Source organism: Georgenia deserti (assembly GCF_042680605.1).
GTDB lineage: Bacteria > Actinomycetota > Actinomycetes > Actinomycetales > Actinomycetaceae > Allobogoriella > Allobogoriella deserti.
In genome coordinates this window covers 159,315-177,576 of record NZ_JBHUEE010000005.1, presented here as the reverse complement: position 1 = coordinate 177,576, position 18,262 = coordinate 159,315, and the positions used below count along the sequence as shown (strand labels likewise).

The 18,262-nt window shown below is 70.7% G+C and carries 19 protein-coding genes; 8 read left to right on the top strand and 11 right to left on the bottom strand.

Annotation, left to right across the window (positions count from 1 at the left end; translation table 11 throughout):
• Positions 1-16: 16 nt before the first annotated feature.
• The 3 genes from ACFSE6_RS10960 to ACFSE6_RS10950 are packed head-to-tail and all read right to left on the bottom strand — an operon-like array spanning position 17 to position 3,201.
• Positions 17-898, bottom strand: coding sequence for a carbohydrate ABC transporter permease (locus tag ACFSE6_RS10960; protein WP_388006487.1), 882 nt, complete (start codon positions 896-898; stop codon positions 17-19).
• A gap of 3 nt (positions 899-901) precedes the next feature.
• On the bottom strand, positions 902-1,900 hold the full coding sequence (locus ACFSE6_RS10955; RefSeq protein ID WP_388006484.1) for a carbohydrate ABC transporter permease: 999 nt from the start codon (positions 1,898-1,900) through the stop codon (positions 902-904).
• Positions 1,897-3,201, bottom strand: a complete 1,305-nt coding sequence (locus tag ACFSE6_RS10950) for an ABC transporter substrate-binding protein (RefSeq protein WP_388006481.1) — start codon at positions 3,199-3,201, stop codon at positions 1,897-1,899. The genes ACFSE6_RS10955 and ACFSE6_RS10950 overlap by 4 nt, the downstream gene beginning before the upstream one ends.
• Before the next feature lie 141 nt (positions 3,202-3,342).
• Here ACFSE6_RS10950 and ACFSE6_RS10945 point away from each other — a divergent pair, with 141 nt between their 5' ends.
• The gene (locus ACFSE6_RS10945) at positions 3,343-4,413 is read left to right on the top strand and encodes a LacI family DNA-binding transcriptional regulator (protein WP_388006478.1); all 1,071 of its coding nucleotides are present in this window, start codon (positions 3,343-3,345) and stop codon (positions 4,411-4,413) included.
• A 9-nt stretch (positions 4,414-4,422) separates the two neighbouring features.
• Here ACFSE6_RS10945 and thiD read toward each other — a convergent pair whose 3' ends face one another.
• The 3 genes from thiD to ACFSE6_RS10930 form a co-directional block, all read right to left on the bottom strand.
• Entirely contained in the window at positions 4,423-5,223 is an 801-nt protein-coding gene (gene thiD / locus ACFSE6_RS10940) for a bifunctional hydroxymethylpyrimidine kinase/phosphomethylpyrimidine kinase (RefSeq protein WP_388006475.1), read from the bottom strand.
• Positions 5,224-5,289: 66 nt separating this feature from the next.
• Positions 5,290-6,252, bottom strand: coding sequence for an SDR family oxidoreductase (locus ACFSE6_RS10935; RefSeq protein WP_388006472.1), 963 nt, complete (start codon positions 6,250-6,252; stop codon positions 5,290-5,292).
• Positions 6,253-6,328: 76 nt separating this feature from the next.
• The gene (locus ACFSE6_RS10930; RefSeq protein WP_388006469.1) at positions 6,329-6,847 is read right to left on the bottom strand and encodes a winged helix-turn-helix transcriptional regulator; all 519 of its coding nucleotides are present in this window, start codon (positions 6,845-6,847) and stop codon (positions 6,329-6,331) included.
• 171 nt (positions 6,848-7,018) lie between these two features.
• Between ACFSE6_RS10930 and ACFSE6_RS10925 the strand changes: the two genes are divergently transcribed.
• On the top strand, positions 7,019-7,576 hold the full coding sequence (locus tag ACFSE6_RS10925) for a dihydrofolate reductase family protein (RefSeq protein WP_388006466.1): 558 nt from the start codon (positions 7,019-7,021) through the stop codon (positions 7,574-7,576).
• 37 nt (positions 7,577-7,613) lie between these two features.
• On the opposite strand, the gene ACFSE6_RS10920 is transcribed toward ACFSE6_RS10925, so the two are convergent.
• Entirely contained in the window at positions 7,614-8,495 is an 882-nt protein-coding gene (locus ACFSE6_RS10920) for a LysR family transcriptional regulator (RefSeq protein ID WP_388006463.1), read from the bottom strand.
• Positions 8,496-8,581: 86 nt separating this feature from the next.
• On the opposite strand from ACFSE6_RS10920, the gene ACFSE6_RS10915 reads away from it, so the two are divergent.
• Together ACFSE6_RS10915 and ACFSE6_RS10910 are read left to right on the top strand one after the other, a co-directional pair.
• Complete coding sequence (locus ACFSE6_RS10915) at positions 8,582-9,646, top strand: YeiH family protein (RefSeq protein WP_388006460.1); 1,065 nt, start codon at positions 8,582-8,584, stop codon at positions 9,644-9,646.
• 68 nt (positions 9,647-9,714) lie between these two features.
• The gene (locus ACFSE6_RS10910) at positions 9,715-10,455 is read left to right on the top strand and encodes a GTP pyrophosphokinase (protein ID WP_388006457.1); all 741 of its coding nucleotides are present in this window, start codon (positions 9,715-9,717) and stop codon (positions 10,453-10,455) included.
• Positions 10,456-10,542: 87 nt separating this feature from the next.
• Here the strand turns inward: ACFSE6_RS10910 and ACFSE6_RS10905 are convergent, their stop codons facing one another.
• On the bottom strand, positions 10,543-11,460 hold the full coding sequence (locus ACFSE6_RS10905; protein ID WP_388006454.1) for a hypothetical protein: 918 nt from the start codon (positions 11,458-11,460) through the stop codon (positions 10,543-10,545).
• Positions 11,461-11,531: 71 nt separating this feature from the next.
• On the opposite strand from ACFSE6_RS10905, the gene pabB reads away from it, so the two are divergent.
• Positions 11,532-13,334 (top strand): aminodeoxychorismate synthase component I, encoded by a 1,803-nt coding sequence (gene pabB, locus ACFSE6_RS10900; protein ID WP_388006451.1) that lies wholly within the window; start codon positions 11,532-11,534, stop codon positions 13,332-13,334.
• Here pabB and ACFSE6_RS10895 read toward each other — a convergent pair.
• Complete coding sequence (locus ACFSE6_RS10895) at positions 13,318-14,265, bottom strand: NAD(P)-dependent alcohol dehydrogenase (protein ID WP_388006448.1); 948 nt, start codon at positions 14,263-14,265, stop codon at positions 13,318-13,320. The two genes, pabB and ACFSE6_RS10895, sit on opposite strands and share 17 nt — an antisense overlap.
• A gap of 101 nt (positions 14,266-14,366) precedes the next feature.
• Here ACFSE6_RS10895 and ACFSE6_RS10890 point away from each other — a divergent pair, with 101 nt between their 5' ends.
• From ACFSE6_RS10890 to ACFSE6_RS10880, 3 genes are all read left to right on the top strand, one after another.
• Complete coding sequence (locus ACFSE6_RS10890) at positions 14,367-15,020, top strand: TetR/AcrR family transcriptional regulator C-terminal domain-containing protein (RefSeq protein WP_388006445.1); 654 nt, start codon at positions 14,367-14,369, stop codon at positions 15,018-15,020.
• Between the two features lie 89 nt (positions 15,021-15,109).
• The gene (locus ACFSE6_RS10885) at positions 15,110-15,700 is read left to right on the top strand and encodes a TetR/AcrR family transcriptional regulator (protein WP_388006442.1); all 591 of its coding nucleotides are present in this window, start codon (positions 15,110-15,112) and stop codon (positions 15,698-15,700) included.
• Entirely contained in the window at positions 15,697-16,353 is a 657-nt protein-coding gene (locus ACFSE6_RS10880; RefSeq protein WP_388006439.1) for a hypothetical protein, read from the top strand. Before ACFSE6_RS10885 ends, ACFSE6_RS10880 begins: the two co-directional genes overlap by 4 nt.
• Positions 16,354-16,529: 176 nt before the next feature.
• Here the strand turns inward: ACFSE6_RS10880 and ACFSE6_RS10875 are convergent, their stop codons facing one another.
• Complete coding sequence (locus ACFSE6_RS10875) at positions 16,530-17,276, bottom strand: ABC transporter permease (RefSeq protein WP_388006436.1); 747 nt, start codon at positions 17,274-17,276, stop codon at positions 16,530-16,532.
• On the bottom strand, positions 17,273-18,196 hold the full coding sequence (locus tag ACFSE6_RS10870; protein WP_388006433.1) for an ABC transporter ATP-binding protein: 924 nt from the start codon (positions 18,194-18,196) through the stop codon (positions 17,273-17,275). Before ACFSE6_RS10870 ends, ACFSE6_RS10875 begins: the two co-directional genes overlap by 4 nt.
• Positions 18,197-18,262: the final 66 nt, after the last annotated feature.

Below are 18,262 nucleotides of genomic sequence, written 5' to 3'. Positions count from 1 at the left end.
GCCGGGCCCGAGGGCTTCATCCCTTGAGCCCGGTGGTCGCGATGCCCTCGATGAGCCGCCGTTGGAAGATCATGAAGACGACGAACACCGGCAGCAGCGACAGCGTCGTCATGGCGAACAGCTGACCGTAGGAGGACTCCCCCATGCTGTTCATGAACATGCGCAGGCCGAGGGGCACGGTGTACCGGTGGATGTCCGCCAGATAGATCAGCGGGCCCATGAAGTCCTCGTAGGTCCAGATGAACGTGAAGACGGCGGTCGTGGCCAGCGCGGGGGTCATCAACGGGAGCAGGACCGTGAGGAACCGTCGAAGGTGGCCGCAGCCGTCGATCTCGGCCGCCTCGTCCAGCTCGCGCGGAATGCTGCGCATGAACTGGACCAGCAAGAAGATGAAGAAGGCATCGGTGGCCAGGAACTTCGGCACGATCAACGGCAGGTAGGTGTCGACCCAGCCGAGCACGGTGAAGATCGTGTACTGGGGCACGAGCGTGGCGTGTACCGGGATCATGACGGTGGCGAGCATGGCCGCGAACCAGATCCGCTTGAGCGGGAACTCGACGCGGGCGAACGCGTACGCCGCCAGCGTGCACGCCAGCAGATTGCCGATAACGGCACCGAGGGAGACCACCGCGGAGTTGAGCAGGAAGCGCCCGAACCCGGGCGGGTTGGCGTGCCAGCCCTCGACGACGTTGGAGGTCACCAGCTCGCTCGGGATCACGGTGGTGGAGTTGAAGATCTCGTTCTCGGGGGCGAGCGCGCCGCGGGCCATCCACAGCAGCGGATAGATCATCGCGGCGCACAGCAGGACGAGGAAGGCGTGCATGAGCACGCGCCGGAACGCCGGTGAGCCGGTCGGTCGGCCCGCTCGCGCGTGGTGGACAGCAGTGGACGTGGCCATCGGTCACCGCCCCCCGTCGGCGTAGTAGACCCACCGCCGGGATGTGAGGAACGCCAGGGCGGTGAAGGTGGCGATGATCGCGACGAGGATCCAGGCCAGGGCCGAGGCGTACCCCATCTCGAACTCGGCGAACGCCTTCTGGTAGAGGTACAGCGTGTAGAACAGCGTCGAGCCGACCGGGCCGCCGGTCCCGTTGCTGATGATGTAGGACGGCGTGAAGGCCTGGAAGGCCACGATGGTCTGCATGACGACGTTGAAGAAGACGATCGGCGTGAGCAGCGGCAGCGTGATGGAGACGAACCGCCGCACGGTGCCCGCGCCGTCGACGTACGCCGCCTCCAGGAGTTCGCCCGGGATGTTCCGCAGGCCGGCCAGGAAGATGATCATCGGTGACCCGAACTGCCAGATCGCGAGCACGATGATCGTCATCAACGAATAGTCCGGATCGGCGATCCAGTTCGGTCCCTGGATACCGATGACCCCGAGGAGGTCGTTGACGGCTCCCTCGCGGCCGAACAACTGCCGCCACAGCACCGCGATCCCGACGCTGCCGCCCAGCAGTGAGGGCAGGTACATCACCGAGCGATAGAAGGTCATCCCGCGCATGGCGCGGTTCATCACCAGTGCCAGCCCGAGCGCGACCGCCAGGCGGAGGGGAACCGAGACGCCCACGTACGTCAGCGTCACGGATACCGACTGGCGGAAGTCGGCGTCCGAGGTCAGGGCCTGCGAGTAGTTCGCCAGACCGACCCAGCGGGCATCGGTGAACAGGTCGTACTCGGTGAAGGACAGATAGGCGGAGGCGATCATGGGCCCGAGGACGAGCCCGACGAGCCCGACGAACCAGGGCAGCAGGAACAGGTATCCCGCGATCGCCGAGGCCCGGCGGCGCTTCGACCTTCGGCGCACGGGCGCGGGCGCCGCCGGGGGTCGCGCCGCCCCGCCGTCAGGGCCCGGCGGGCGCTCGAGCGTCGGCGCCGGGGTCCCGGGCCGGCCGGTCATTCGACCTCGGCGGCCGTCGCGAAGAACGCGTCGACGGCCTCGGGGATCGACATCTCACCGAAGGCGACCGCCTCGTTGAGCTCGCTCAGCCGCGTGCGCAGCTCGGCGAACCCCGCCGGCCACAGGCGGTTGAGAGGCGTGGAGGTCTCGGCCACCTCGTCCATGTAGTCCATCGCCTCCTGCTCCTCGTCGGAGAGCGTGCCGTCGAGCTGCTCGCGCGCGGACTGCGACGGCGGCATGCCCAGCGAGACGCCGAGGTCCTCGATCGCGCCGGAGTCGGTGAGGAAGTGGTTGATGACCTGCCCGGCCGCGTCGGGGTTCTCGCTGGTCGACGAGATCGACCACAGGCTCGCGGCGTTCATCCACAGACTGGGGTGGTCGGCGTTGTAGGGCGGCAGGGTGAGCGACAGGTCGTCGTCGACGAGGCGTGTGTAGGAGACGTAGTCCTGCGTCCAGCCGAATCCCATGGCCGCGCGCTGCTGAGCCAGCGGAGCGTTCGGCAGTTCACCCTGCCCTTCGGCGGTCACGTCGGCCGGTGGTGCACCGCCGCGGTCGCGCAGATCCTGCCAGTACTCCAGCCACGAGGTGAGGTCGTCACGGGTAGCGCGCAGCGAACCGTCCTCGGCGTAGAACTGCCTGCCGTCGTCCCGTACCGCCAGGATGAACAGGATGAGGTCCCCGCCGCCGTCCTGGATGCCCCACACGCCGTCGCCGAGCTGATCGGAGACGGCGACGGCCGCCTCGGCGAGCTGCGTCCAGTCGTAGGGCCCGTCCGGCAGCGAGACGCCCGCGTCGGCAAGGAGCTCGTCGTTGGTGACGAGGCCCATGGCGTTCGCGGCGGCGACGACGCCGTAGAGCTCGCCGTCCACGGCGCCGAAGTCCTGCAGCCCCTCGTCGACGACGTCGGAGGCGAGCCCGTCGACCTCGTTGAGGTCCAGCAGGGCGCCGCGGCCCGCGTAGTCGGGGATCTGGCTCCCGGCCTGCATGATGAGGTCGGGCGCGTTACGGCCGGCAGTCTGTGTGGCGAGCCGATCCCAGTAGCCGTCCCAGGCCTGGGTCTCCCGGGCGACCTCGACGCCGCCGGCCTCGGTGAATCGGTCGAGCGCGGCATTGAGCGCCTGGTTCTCCGAGTCTCCTCCCCACCACGTGGCGCGGATCTGGCCGCCGCCCTCGGCAGCGCCCCCGCCGCCACCTGAGCTCTGGTTTCCGACGCCGCATCCGGCGAGTGCCACGGACATGCCGAGCAATGCGGTGCTCACGACTGCCGCAGACCGGCGGCGCCTGGTTCCGGACGTGGACATCGCTGACCTCCATTGGTCTGAATTCGCGGGCGTTCTAACGTTGTATTCTAACGTTAGAACGCAAGGTAGCGACGGTGGGCGGCTTCGTCAACGTGCCGCCGCCGTAGACTCGGCCAGCCCGATGGTCGTCAGGGGGTGTGCGTGAGCCAGAGCGAGGACGTGCCGCGGCGGCGAAGCCGCCGACCGAGCGTGAAGGACGTCGCCGAGCGGGCCGGAGTCTCGTGGAAGACCGTCTCGAACGTGGTGAACAACCGGTCCAACGTGCGGCCGGAGACGCGAGCACGCGTCGAGGAGGCGATCGCCGCGTTGGGCTATCGCACGTCACTGGCCGGCCGGCAACTCCGCCAGGGGCGGACTCACCTGCTCGCCGTGGCGCTGCCCGATCTGACGATGCCGTACTTCGCGGCTCTCGCGCACAACATCATCGCCGCCGCCGAGTCTCGCGGATACACCGTGCTCATCAATGAGACCAACGGCAATCCCGCGACCGAACGCTACGTCGCGGGCGGGTTCGACGCCCAGTTCGCCGACGGCATCATCCTGCGCCCCGAAGGGCTCGACAGCGCCCATGTCACCAGCTCGCACGGACCGCTCCCCCTCGTCCTGCTCGGCGAGCGGGCCGACGGCTCGCACCTGGATCACGTCATCATCGACAACCAGCGCTCCGGTCGTGAGATCACCGCCCACGTCCTCGGGCTCGGACGGACGTCACCGGTGTTCGTCGGCGCCGAGGAGGGGCGCCGGTTCGGTCCCGGCTGGTTGCGCATGCTCGGCTTCCGGGACGCGCTCGAGGACGCCGGTGGCAGCGTCGAGCGCAGCCGGGTCCTGCCGGCGCGGCGATTCGACCGCGAATCCGGCGTGCGCGCCGCCGAGGCGCTGCTCGCGGACGGCCCCGACTTCGACGCCGTCGTCTGCGCGAACGACCTCATCGCCGTCGGCGTCATGTACGCCTTGCGCCGGCACGGGGTGCGCATCCCCGACGATGCCGTGGTCACCGGCTGGGACGACGCTCCCGAAGGTGCCTACTCGAACCCCACGTTGACGACGGTCGCACCCGACATCACCGCCAGCGCCGAACGCGCCGTGGAGGCGCTCATCCGGCGGATCGAGGAGCCCGATGCTCCCGCCGAGGAACTGCGCGTCGGGCACCGACTGGTCCTGCGCGAGTCGACGCTCGGCGCCGACGCGGCCCACCTACCGGGTGACGCGTGAGGACCGGCCTCAGGGCGTGTACGCCCCCTGCCACACGCTGTCGAACGGCGTATGAGCCGAGACACGGGCGGCGATGCCAGCGTTGACCACAGCCTTCGCGGTGCGCACCGCCTCCTCGACGCCGGCACCCTTCGCCAGTTCGGCGGTGATCGCTGCCGCGAGGGTGCAACCGGCTCCCGAGACCCGCTCCTGGCCCACCTTCGGTGCGCGGAAGGTGTGCACGTCCTCGCCGTCGTAGAGCACGTCGACGGCGTCGTCCCCGGGCAGCTCGGTACCGCCCTTGGCCACGACGTAGCGGGGCCCGAGGTCATGGATCCGGCGAGCCGCCTCGGCCAGGTCGTCGACGGTCTCGATGGCGTCCATCCCGGCGAGCGTCTTCGACTCGAACATGTTCGGGGTGATCACGGTGGCGTGCGGCAGGACGTGCTCACGCAACGCGTTGTCCGTATCGAGCGCCGCACCGGGCTCCTGGCCCTTGCAGATGAGCACCGGATCGAGCACCACATGCCGGAACGCGTGCTCCTGCAAGGCACGAGAGACCACGTCGATGGTGGCCGGCGTGCCGAGCATGCCGATCTTGACGACCTCGAGGTCGTGCGTGGCGGTGGCCGCCTCGATCTGGTCCGTGATCACCTCGGGATCGACGGGGACAAAGCGATGGGCCCAACCGTTCTTCGGGTCGAACGAGACGATGCACGTCAGCGTCCCGAGCCCGTAGACGCCGAGCTGCTGGAAGGTCTTCAGGTCCGCCTGGATGCCGGCGCCGCCGGTGGCTTCCGAGCCGGCGATGACGTAGGCGAGGTTGACCATCGGTCCTCCGATCAGGTGATGACTGTGCCGGGCGCGACCCCTCAAGATACTCCTGCGTCGGGCCGGTCAGCGTCGGCCCGCGACGGCGGCGACGGCCGCTCCTGCGGCGACGAACACACCGAATTTGCGCACGGCGGTCTTGCGGCGCCCGTGGTGGCCGCCCGTGACTGCCGGCGGCGTGCCGTCGTCGCCGTAGAGGTTGCCGGTGGTGGGGTCGACCCGCCGCCGGGACAGATAGGTGCGTCCCGCGTAGCTGCCCATCACGTGCTCGACCACGGCCGGGAAGAGCCGGTGCTTGAGGACGAGGGTGCGGCCGACGCACCCGATGACCACCTCACGTCGCGGCCGGCGAAGCACCGAACGGATCGCCTCGGCGACCTGCTCCGGCGGGTACGTCGGCGGGATCGGCCGAGCCGCCCGGCCGGTGTAGTTGGCCACGTGGCCGAAGAAGGGCGTGTCGATGCTCGGTGGGAGCACGGTACAGACATGGATGCCCTTCGCGCCGTCGAGCCGGAGCTCCTCGCGCACGCTGACGGCGAGCGCCCGGATCGCGGCCTTCGACATCGAGTACGGCCCCGCGTAAGGGGCCGGGATCTCCCCGAGCACCGACGAGACGTTGACGACGACGCCGGCTCCCTGGCGCCGCATCTGAGTCAACGCCTCCTGCATCCCGTGCACCACCCCCATGACGTCGACGTCCACCACGCGGCGGATGTCGGTCAGCGGAGTGGCGGCGAACGGTGCCGCGATGCCGACGGCGGCGTTGTTGATCCAGGCGTCGATGCGGCCGAACTCCGCGACGGCGCGGTTCGCCAACGCGGCCACGGCCTGCTCCCGCGCCACGTCGGTGGGCACCGCGAGCGCTCGGCCCCCACGACGACGGCACTCGGTCGCGACCTCCTCCAGCGCCTCGCTACGCCGTGCTGCCAGCACGACGGCGGCCCCGTCCTGCGCCAGGCGCAGCGCGGTGGCGCGCCCGACGCCGTCGGACGCGCCGGTGATGACAACGACAGATCCTCGTGTGCGCACGTCGACCTCCTGGTCTCGGTGCTGACGACGATAGGTCGCCCGGGCCCGCGGCGCCCGCCGGGGGGGCGGGAGTCCGTCAGGGCTGCTCGGCTCCCGCGTCCTGACCTGTGGCTACGGCATCCTCGTAGGCCGCCTGCAGCTCGGCGAACACCGACGGCGCTCCCGGCGGCCGTGGTATCCCGAGGTGGATCTCGCGCAACTCGTCCATGAACCGTTCCCACATCGCCGGGCCGCCCCGGTCCAGGAGCTCGGCGCGCACGCTGAGCTCCGGCGTCACGGGGAGGTGACGGCTCCCCCAGGCGCCGAGCGTGGCGAGCACCGGGAGCAGCTGGATGCCACGTTCGGTGAGGCTGTAGAGCTGCTTCTGCTTGTGCGTGGGGTCCTGCTCCCGGCTCAGGACGCCCGCGCGCACCAGGCGCCGCAGACGCTCGGCAAGGATGTTCGAGGCGATGCCCTCCTCGGAGCGCGTGAGGAGTTCGCGGAAGTGGCGGCGGTTGCCGAACATCATGTCCCGGATGACCAGGAGGGACCACGTGTCCCCGATGACCTCGAGGGAGAGGTTGATGGGACAGCCGGAGCGGTGCTCGTCGGCCATGCCGCACCTTTCGTAGTCGGGGTCTGCGATGCAGCGGGAACTGATTGCAGTTTACGTTCGCCTGCCCGTACGCTCGGACCAGCTGATTGTGAATCACAACCGGTGGGATCGTCGTGACGGCGCGACGGACAGAGGCGACGAAGCGGCGAGACCCGGACAGGAGCGGCACGCATGGGCAAGCTGATCTACTCGGTCATCGGCTCGTTGGACGGTTACCTCAACGACGAGCACGGCCGCTACGCCTGGGCCGTCCCGGGCGAGGATCTGGTGTGGTTCCTCGACGAGGAGCTGGCAGGCGTCGGCACCCACCTCTACGGCCGTCGGATGTATCAGGAGATGGCGGTGTGGGAGACGGACCCGCAGGCCGCCGAACAGTCGCCCGCCTCGGCCCGCTTCGCCGAGGTGTGGCGGGCCGCGGACAAGGTCGTCTTCTCCACGACGCTCCCCACGGTGACCACGCGCCGGACCCGGTTGGAACGATCGTTCGACGCCGGCCTGGTGCGCCGGCTCAAGGCCGAGGCGAGCGGCGATCTGACCGTCGACGGTCCCACGCTGGCCGCGTCCGCGCTCCGCGAGCACCTCGTCGACGAGGTTCAGCGGGTGGTCGTTCCCGTGGTCGTCGGCGGCGGGACGCCGATCTTCCCGCCCGGCGTCCGCCTCGACCTCGAGCTCACCGAGGAACGCCGATTCGATCGCGGCCTGGTCTTCCTGCGCTACGCCGTGCGCTGAGGCGCCCGCACGGCACGGCGCCCGGCCGGCGCAGTAGTCAGCGTCCGCCGACGACGCCGGCGAGGAAATCCGAGGCCGGCGCCGGCAACCCGGCACCACGGCGGAAGACGGCGTGCAGGATCCGACGCAGATCGACGCCGTCGATCGCGACCTCGACGAGGCGGCCGTCGCGCAGCTCGCCCGAGACCGCAAGGGCGCTGAGCACCGCCGGGTAGCCGCCGGAGAGCACCTCGACCTTGACGGCCGCGTTGGAGTCGAGTTCCAGAACCGGCTCGATCGGTCGGCCCAGCGCCCGAGCCAGGGTGTCCCGAGTGCCGGAGCCGTCCTCACGCGAGGCGAGGCGAAGGCCGGCGAGCTCGTCGCGGCACAACGGGCGGCGGCGCCTGGCCAGCGGATGGCTCGGGGCCACCACGAGCGCCAGCCGGTCCGTACCCACCCGGCGGCGTGCCAGGTCGGACGGGACGGTCGGTGACTCGACGAATCCGAGGTCGACCTCTCGTGCGCGCACCGCAGCCACCACGTCTCGAGAGTTGGTCACCCGCAAACGCACGGCGACGGCGTCCCGACGAGCTCGATGCGCGGCCAGCCAGGCCGGCATGAGGTACTCCCCCACGGTCTGGCTCGCCGCGACGCTGAGCTGCTCGTCCTGGTTTGCCGCCAGTGCCTCCGCCCCGGTGACGAGGACGTCGGCCGCCTCGACCACGGCCCTGGCCCAGTCGGTGACCGCGCGCCCGTCGGCGGTGAGCACCGCACCGCGGCTGCGCCGGTCGACCAGCTCCAGGCCGAGGCGCCGTTCGAGCTGCCGCATCCGCGCGCTGGCCGAGGGCTGGCTGATCGTCAAGACACGCGCAGCGGCGGAGATGCTGCCGCGGTCGGCGACGGCGACGAGGAGGCGCACCTCGTCCAACGTGACGTCCACGGACCGACTCTGCCATAGCGACTGCCTATGGATATACCGAGAACCAGTGGCTACCACGGCCATCTCGCGGCAGCGAGGATGGCGTCGTGCCGTCACCGCGTCCCCTGCCCCGCCCCGGTACGGGGACACCGACCGAGGACCGGCCGGCATCGACGCGCCTGAGCGGACCTGCCGCCGGCCTAGGGGTCTGCGTCGTGCTCGCCGTCGGTGCCACCGCCTTCGGCGGGGTCGTCCCGCTCGCGGGCGCGCCGGTCATCGGTGTGGTCGCCGGCGTCGTGGTCGCGACCGCGGTCCCGCGACGGATCCGGAAGTGCTGGTCAGCCGGGGTACGGATCGCCTCCACCTGGGGCCTGCAGGTCGCCGTCGTGCTCCTCGGCGTGCAGGTGTCGGTCACGGACGTCGTCGGGGCCGGCCGTCAGGCGCTGCCCGTCACGGTCGGCACGCTGGCCGTCTGCCTCCTCGCGGCCGCTCTGCTCGGCCGCGCCCTGGGGGTCGATCGTGATCTGCGCACGCTGATCGGCGTCGGCACCGCGGTGTGCGGCGCGTCCGCAATCGCCGCCGTGACGCCGATCGTGCGACCGGCGCCGTCCAGGCTCGCCTACGCGTTGACGACCGTGTTCGTGTTCAACGTCGCGGCGGTGATCGCCTTCCCGCTGCTCGGCCGCGGACTGGGGATGGATGCGGAGACCTTCGGGATCCTCGCCGGCACTGCGGTCAACGACACCTCCTCGGTGGTGGCTGCTGCCGAGGCCTACGGCGACGCCGCCACGCACACCGCCGTCGTCGTCAAGCTTGTCCGGACCCTGGCGATCATCCCGATCTGCCTCGTGCTGTCCGTCCTGGTCACCCGCCGGCCGGCCGGTGTGGACGGGGCCAGGCCATCCCTGTGGCGGTTGGTGCCGTGGTTCCTCATAGGGTTCGCTCTCGTCGTCGGCGCCAACAGCGCAGGCCTGATCCCGGGGGCCGCCCAACCGCCCCTCGCCCACGCCTCGTCTTTCCTCATCACCACGGCGCTCGCGGGGATCGGATTGACGACCGACCTGTCCGGGATCCGGCGGGCGGGCGCCCGTCCCCTGCTGTTCGGCGGTCTTCTCTGGGGTGTCGTGACCCTCGCGGCTGTGGCGCTGCTGGGCACGGTCGGGGCGAGCTGAGCGCTGCACACGCATCGCGGCTTTCGGGAGATGATGGGTGGGCCGAGTCGCCCAGTGGTGAGGAAGTCATGCACGAGCCAGCCTCCATGCAGCCGGAGATGATCCTGCAGCGGGTCGCCGAGCATCTCGGTCAGGACGACGGCGCCGCACGGGATGTGCTGCCGGCCGAGCTGCGGGAGCTGCAGCGCGAGCTGACGCGGTTCCGGCTGCGATACAAGTTCGCGCTCGACGAGATCACCACCAAGCTGCGGATCCTCCAGGAGGAGTTCGAGCAGACGCACAGTCACAGCCCGATCGAGCACGTGCGCACCCGGCTGAAGTCGGCCGAGTCGATGATGTCGAAGGCGATGAAACGCGGCTGTGAGCCGACGTTGGAGTCGATCGCGGAGAAGATCCAGGACATCGCCGGCGCGCGGGTGGTGTGCCCGTTCATCTCCGACGTGTACTGGATCAAGGACATGCTCGCGGCTCAGGCGGACGTGACGATCCTCGAGGTCAAGGACTACATCGCCGCCCCCAAGCCGAACGGCTACCGCAGCCTGCACCTGATCCTGACGATTCCCGTCTTCCTCTCCGACCGCACCGAGAACGTGCCGGTCGAGCTGCAGATCCGCACCATCGCCATGGACTTCTGGGCCTCCGTCGACCATCAGATCCACTACAAGTACGACGGTGCCGTGCCGGCGTCGCTGCTCGAGGAACTGAGCAGTGCCGCTCGCACAGCGGGCGAGCTCGACGAGACCATGGCGCGGCTGCGGGGCGAGCTCCGGGCGACCGAGAACGGGACGAACGGCCAGTACCTCGCCTGAGCAGATCGGCGCGCGAACGCGCGAGTGGCGCGCGAGCGAGCGCTCGAGGGCGCGTCTACGCGCCACTGACTCCGACGCGCGGACGAGTCAGGGACGACGTCGACGGTTCAGCGCCACCGTACCGACCACCCCGATGACAAGCGCCAGCACGGCGTACCGCCAGGAGATGCCGTCCGGTCCGAGCGCGGCGGTGAGCACGGACGCGCCCGCGTCGAGCATCTCGTTCGGCTGCGCGGCCAGTATGCGCGAGCCGACGGCATAGCTGATCGCCGTCATCGCAGCCGGCAGGAACCACAGCGCGAGCAGGGACGCCGCCCAGGCGACGGTCCGCGCTACCGTGCGCACCCCGCACCAGGCGAGCGCCCCGCCGACCAGGACCGCCGGCAGCCACTGCGCGTACCGGAGCACCAGCATGTCCGCCTCGGAGTAGGCAGGGGTGCCGATCGGCGCGACCAGCATCTGCAGCCACAGCCCGGCCGCGAGCGCACCGGCCGTCGCACCGAGGGTCGCTCCACCGCGTGGCGCACGAGCGAGGAGCACCGCCGCCACCAGCGCGCACACGACGGCGGCCGAGACGGCGGCGAGCAGGCCGGCCAGGTAGAGGCTCGAGCGAGTGTCGTCCGACAGTCCGGCGGCCACCACGCGAGTCGTCTGGGCGACGGCAACTCCCACCACCACGAGGTATCCGGCGGCAGCGAAGGCCGCTGAGCGGGTGCGACCGCTCGGGTCCGGCGAAAGCACACGGCTGCGCGCCGCGAGTCCGGCGAGGGCGCCGCCCACGACCAGCATGCCGGCCGTCTGGGGCAACGTGTACTGACTGAACGGCAGCAGGGCGATCGGCATCTGCTCCGGGAGCACCTCACCAGCCCAGAGGTTCTGCAGCGGCAGCCGCATGCCGGTGATCGCCCACGGGATCAGTCCGATCACGGCGGTAACGACCCCGGTCAAGATCGGCGCCCATGCCGGGCGATGGGTCCTCGTCCGGATCATCTCGGTTGTCGTCACGGCGGCATCCTGCCACCTAGCCCTGCGCCACAATGGTCCGACCCTCCGCCATCCGACCGGGACGTCCCCACATGACCAGCACCTCCGAGCCGGCCACCGTCGCCCGGTTCGACGACCTGCGCTCCGGCGAGGTGTTCCGGTTCGAGGCCCTCACCGGGGAGATCCTCGCCCGCACGCCCGAGGAGGTTCTCCCGGCTCTCGCCGAGGTCGAGCGTGCCACCGCCGCCGGACGGTGGGCGTTCGGTTTCGTGGCCTACGAGGCCGCCGCCGGACTGGACGAGGCGTTCCCCGCGAGCAAGGGTCCGCCCGGTCTGCCACTGGTGTGGTTCGGCCTGGCTGACGCGCCCGCCGCGCCGACCGCTCTGCCCGAGATCGGAGGGACGTTCCGCGCCGGGACGTGGCAGCTCGAGTGGTCCGCCGCGGAGCACGCCGCCCGCGTGAGAGCGGTGCGTGCCGCGATCGCCGAGGGTGAGACCTACCAGTGCAACCTCACCACCCGGATGACCGCCACGGTCGAGGGTGATCCCCTGGGCCTGTACCGCAGGCTCGTCACCAATCAGCGCGGCGCGTACAACGCCTACCTGGATCTCGGCCGGTTCGTGGTGACTTCCGCCAGCCCGGAGTGCTTCCTGCACTGGCACGGCGACAGGCTCACCAGCGTGCCGATGAAGGGCACCGCGCCTCGCGGCCTGACCGTGCAGGCGGATCACGAGGCCCGGGACCGGCTGGTGGCGAGCCGGAAGGACCGCGCGGAGAACGTCATGATCGTCGATCTCATCCGCAATGACCTGGCGCGCGTGGCCGAGCCCGGCACGGTCGAGGTCACCGACCTGCTGGCTGCCGAGCGCTACAGCACGGTCTGGCAGCTCACTTCCACCGTCTCCGGGCGCACCCGGCCGACGACGACGCTGCCGGAGGTCTTCCGCGCCCTCTTCCCGTGCGGGTCGGTCACCGGCGCTCCGAAGGCCCGCACGATGCACCTCATCGACCAGCTCGAGCCCTCCCCGCGCGGGGTGTACTGCGGCGCGATCGGCTACGTCGCGCCGGGGCCGGTGCGGCGGGCACGGTTCAATGTCGGGATCCGCACGGTCGTGGTCGATCGGGAGCACGGCACGGCGACCTACGGCGTCGGCGGCGGCGTGACGTGGGGGTCGACCGCGGACGGGGAGTACCGCGAGATTCTCACCAAGGCCCGAGTGCTGCACGCCCCGCCGGAACCGGAGTTCGACCTCATCGAGACCGTCCGGCTCACCCCGAACGGCGCGGTCAACCTCGAGGCGCACCTGAACCGGCTGTCCGGTTCGGCGCGGTACTTCGGCTTCGCACTCGACCGCGAGGCGGTCGTCTCCACGGTGGAGGCGGCGGCCGGACACCTCACCCGCGACTGCCTGGCCCGGGTCACGCTCACGCGTGACGGCGACGTGGACGTCACCACCCGCTCCGCCACCTTCGACGCCGGCGACCTTCTCACGCTCGCCGTCGACACCGTGCCGATCGACCCCGGCTCGCGCTTCGTGCACCACAAGACGACGGTGCGAGACGCCTACGACGCCGCCCGGCGGCGCCACCCGGACGTCGACGACGTCGTCCTCGTCAACCCGGACGGCCGGGTAACGGAGACGACCGTGGCCAACCTGGCGGCGCAGCTCGACGGCGTCTGGGTCACCCCGCCGCTCGAGGACGGCTGTCTGCCCGGCGTGGGCCGGGAGATGCTCCTCGAGCAGGGCGTGCTGACCGAGCGGTCGCTGACCGTGGCCGAGCTCCGCGCGGCGGAGGCGGTGGCCCTGGTCAGCTCCGCCCGGGGCTGGCGCCGGGCACGGGTAACGCCTGCGGGAACCGGGGCCCCGGTGCGGCCGGTCACGGACGGACGATGACGTTGCCGACCTTGTGCCCGGTGTCGACGCGGGCGTGGGCGCGGGCGATGTCGGCGAGGTCGTACGTCGAGTCCACGACGACGCGCAGCGTCCCCGCGGCGACCAGACGGAGGAGCTCCTCGACGTCCTCGACCCGCTCGGGCGCGGAGCCTGCGATCACCTGACCGCGGGCCCGGACGAACTCACCCAGTCCGCCCACCACCAGCAGCAGCACACCCGCGTCCGTCAGCATGGCGCGCCCGGCGGCGATCGGGATGGTCCCGACGGCGTCCATCACGACGTCGAACCGCTGCCCCAGCTCGCGCACATCCGTCCTGGTGTGGTCGATCACCTCCGCCGCGCCCAGCTGCCGGACGAGGTCAGCGTTCGGCCCGCTCGTCACCGCGGTCACGACCGCGCCGGCGTGCGCGGCGAGCTGGACGGCGTTGGACCCGACCGCACCGGACGCGCCGTTGACGAGCACCCGCTTTCCGCTCGACAGGCGCGCCTTGTCGCGGAGGAAGTACAACGCCGTCGTCCCGCCGAAGAGGACCCCGGCGGCGTCAGAATCACTGACGCCTGCCGGCCGCCGAACAAGGCGCGAAGCAGGCACGACCACCAGGTCCGCGTGGCATCCGAACCGCGCCCCGGTCATCGCGCAGACGGCATCGCCGGGCTGCAGCCCGGTCACGCCCGGACCGACGCGTTCGACAACACCCGAGACGGCCGCGCCGAGGACATCGCGACGCGGCCCGCGAATTCCGAAGCCCAACCGGGCGACCACTCCGAAGCCGGGTGGAAACCGCCCCGCGCGGATGCGCGCGTCGCCGGCGGTGACCGCCGTGGCACGCATCCGCACCACGACCTCGCCCTTCCCCGGTCGGGGCTCGGGGCGATCGAGCACCCGAACGCTCTCGGGCGGCCCGTAACGGCTGACGACTGCGGCTCTCATGGGCACCTCTCGCAGTTCGGTGCCACGGCTGGGGCGGCGTGGCGCACACGGACATCCTAGCCTTACGGCTGTAAGATGAACAGCATGGTGGAGATCGATCCATGAGCAGGACCCCACGGCTGACCCGCGAGGCGATCGTCGATGCCGCGGTCGCCGTCGCCGACCAGGGTGGTGTGCCGCAGGTGAGCATGCGCAACGTCGGGCGACGACTGGGCGTCGAGGCGATGTCGCTCTACCACCACGTCCACGGCAAGGACGAGCTGCTCGACGCGTTGGCGGACTGGTTCTACACCCGCATCGACGTGCCGGATCCGCGGCGCCCGTGGCGGACGAGCATGCGGGAGCGCGCGCTGTCGGCACGCGCCGTCCTGGCCGACCATCCGTGGGGAGTGGGACTCATCGAGTCCCGAGGCAACCCGGGTCCCGCACTGCTGCGCCACCACGAGGCCGTGCTCGCATGCCTGCGCCAGAACGGCTTCTCCGTGCCCCTCGCGGCGCACGCATTCTCGGTGCTCGACGCTTACGTGTACGGCTTCGTGGTCTCCGAGGCCGGCCTCCCTGTCGGCGCGGACGGCATGGAGCCGGTCCTGGACCATATGGAGGATGTGCTTCCCGAGGGCGAGTACCCCCACCTGCGCGAACTCATGGCCTTCCACATGCGCGGGCGCGACTATCGATACGGCGAGGAGTTCGAGCCCGGTCTGGAGCTCATCCTGGACGGACTGGAGCAACGCCTCGGTCACGGGAGCGCGTGATCGCACCGGAGTAGGCGCGGGCACCCGCAGGCCTGGCCGGGACACTCTTCCCTATCCTGGCTATGCCTATTAGCCTGGAAGCTATGGCTATGAGCCGACCCTCCGACCGCGCCCGACCGCCCCGGGCCGGACTGTCCACCGGAAAGGTGGTCCGCACGGCTCTCGACCTGCTCGACGACGGCGCAGAGCTCACGCTCTCCTCGGTCGCCGCCAGGCTCGGCGTGGCGACGCCGTCGCTCTACAAGCACGTGAAGGGCCTCGAACACCTGCGCGAGCTCGTGGCCGAACGCTGCCTACGGGACATGACGGCGACGCTCGGCCGTGCCGCGGTCGGCCGTAGCGGACCAGATGCCGTCGCGGCCCTGCTGCACGCCTACCGCGACTACGTGCTGACCCACCCCCACCGGTACGCCGCGATCCCACGCGACCCGCTCAGCCGACCCGTACTGGCGGCGGCGGGGCAGGCCCAACTCGACCTGTGCGCCACCGCCCTGCGCAGTTTCCACCTGGAGCAGGACGAACTCATCCACCAGCTCCGGCTGCTGCGAGCCGCCGTCCACGGGTTCGCCTCGCTCGAGGCCGCCGGCGGCTTCGGTCTACCGCAGGACGTGGACGAGTCGTTCACCCGCCTCGTCCAGCTCCATCTCGCCGACCTGACCCGACGAACGGAACCGTCATGACCGCAGCGGCACGCTGGGGAGCGGTGTGCTTCGCCGTCGCCGCCCCGTTGTTCGTCCTCTATCCCCTCACCCGCCCGTGGCACGACGAGGCCACGGCAACCGGCGCCGTGGCGGCGATGGGCTCGCCGTGGTGGCTGGCCTCGCACACCTTCGCGATGGCCGGCTTCGTCCTCGTGGCACTCGGGCTGTTCTGCCTGCGCGAGCTTCTCGTCACCACGCCCGCGCAGCGTGCGGCCGGCGCCGCCATGATCGCCGGGTGGATCGGTACCGGGCTCGCGCTGCCGTACTACGGCGCCGAGACCTTCGGCCTGCACACCATGGCTCTGACCGACGTTCCCGATCCCGTGACGTTCAGCGAGACGTTCCGCCAAGGCACCGTGGCGATGTCGATGTTCGGCCTCGGACTAGCCCTGCTCGCCGCTGCGGGAATCCTCGCAGCGGTCGCGATCGCCCGGTCGAACTCACTCCCGCGCTCGAGCGGCACCGTGGCAGCGCTGGGCCTGGTCCTGTTCCTCCCGCAGTTCTTCGCTCCCCCGGGCTTGCGCATCGCCCACGGCGTCCTGCTCGGGCTCGGCCTGCTCTGGATGGCCCTCATCCTTGCCCGCGCCGGCCGATCGGCGGGCCGGCCGACGCGAACCGGTCACGGCCGGTGAGGCGACCGGGGCACCCGCCCCGGGCGGCGGGCGGAGCCGTGCACGATCGAGTGACAGACGACGTCGGCACAGATCCACCAGCCTCATAGAAGTGCGGAGATACGGTCAGCGCCGGGTGCACAAGGGACGTGGCCACCGGGACTCGCGGTTGTCCCGCCGCGGGACGAGCAGCGGTCCTACGATCGCCTCGACATCAGGACCAGAGTCAGGGCGGTCGCTCCGAACCCCCAGCCGGCCAGGACGAGAGCCTGGGAGACGTCGGCCGCGTACGACTCGGGGGCCAGTTGCGCTCGCAACAGATCGGCCATGGGCTCCAACGGCATCCAGCGGTGCGCGGCGGCGAGCCAGTCCGGGAGGACCTCGGCGGCGAACGTGATCGGACTGAAGAGCAGGATCACGAACACCAGCACCTGCGTGAGCAGCTGTGCGAACCGTGGCGGCAAAGCGGTGGCGATCGCGTAGCCCACCATTGCTGCTGTGGCGGCCACCGCAAGCGCCACCGGTGCCGCCCACGGCGCCGGTGCCAGGTTCAGGTCGTACCGGATGGAGGCGACGAAGAGCGCGAGCAGGACGCCGGGCAGGCTGATGACGGTCCACATCGTGATGTCGGCGAGCAAGAACGCGGACCGTGGGGCCGGAAGCGCGCGGAACCAGTCGTAGCTTCCTTGCTGCTTCATCGTGCCGACCACCTGGGGGACCAGGACCAGCCCGGTGGTCAGCAGCAGGACGGTCGGTGCACCGGTCGCCAGGAAGAGAGCGACCTCAGGATCCGTGACCGGTGCGAGGAACCCGAAGCCGATGACGATCCCCACCGCCAGCATCATCTGCACGACCAGGGAGAGCGGCAGAATAATCTTCGACGACGCCGCATTCCACCGCAGCAGCAGCCACCAGGTGCGGAACCAGTTGCCCAGGTCGCTCATCCGGCTGCCTCCTCGGCGACGGCTGCGGTGAGTTGGACGTAGGCGTCCTCGAGGGAGGCCGGCTGGATCGCGAAAGTCTCGATCTCACCGTTGCGCTGTGCGGCACGGGCCCAGGACATGACGTGCTCGGCATCGTCGGCACTGACGGTGGCGTTGAGCAGTCCGTCACGAGCGTCGTTCACCTCGACTCCGGGCGGAGGCGCGGGCCTTCGCCCGGGCGAGGAGCGCAGTTCGAGTCGCAACCGGTCGCGCAATCCTGCGGTGAGCTGGCTGGGGGTGCCCTGGGTGAGGACGCGTCCGCCTTCCAGGACGACCAGGCGGTCCACGGCATGTTCGGCCTCGTGCACGTTGTGGGTGACGAGCAGGACCGCAGCTCCGGAGTCTGCTTCGCGTCGGATCTCCTGCCACAGCAGGCGCCGGCGGACGGGATCGACATCGTTGGTCGGCTCATCCAGGACGACCACGGGTGTGGGGACAGCCACGGCCAGGCAGTACGCCACCAGCCGCTTCACTCCCCCGGAGAGCTTGTCCGTGGGTCGGTCCTTCCACGCGGTCATGTCGAGGCGTTCGAAACGCGCGGCGGCCCGTCCGCGCACGTCCGCCTTGTTCCCGCCGCGGATCCGACCGACGAGTTCGACGGCGAGTGCCGGCGTCAGGCCGTCGATCGGCACGCTGGCCTGGGCTTGGACGGCACAGTGCCGTCGCGCCTGCTCGGGGCGTGCCACCGCGTCCAGGCCGTCGACCGTGATGGAGCCGCTGTCGGGTCTGGCAATCCCGACCACCTGGTTCACCAGCGTGGTCTTTCCCGCCCCGTTGTGACCCAGCAGGCCCACCACTTCCCCGCTGCGGACCACCAGCGAGACGTCCTCGTTCGCCGCGATCGTGCCGTACCGCTTCGTCACCTCATGTACCGCGAGCATGCCGATCCCCTTCGGCCACCAAGCACAACCCAGATACCGACCGGTATCTGGCATGCTCACGCTACT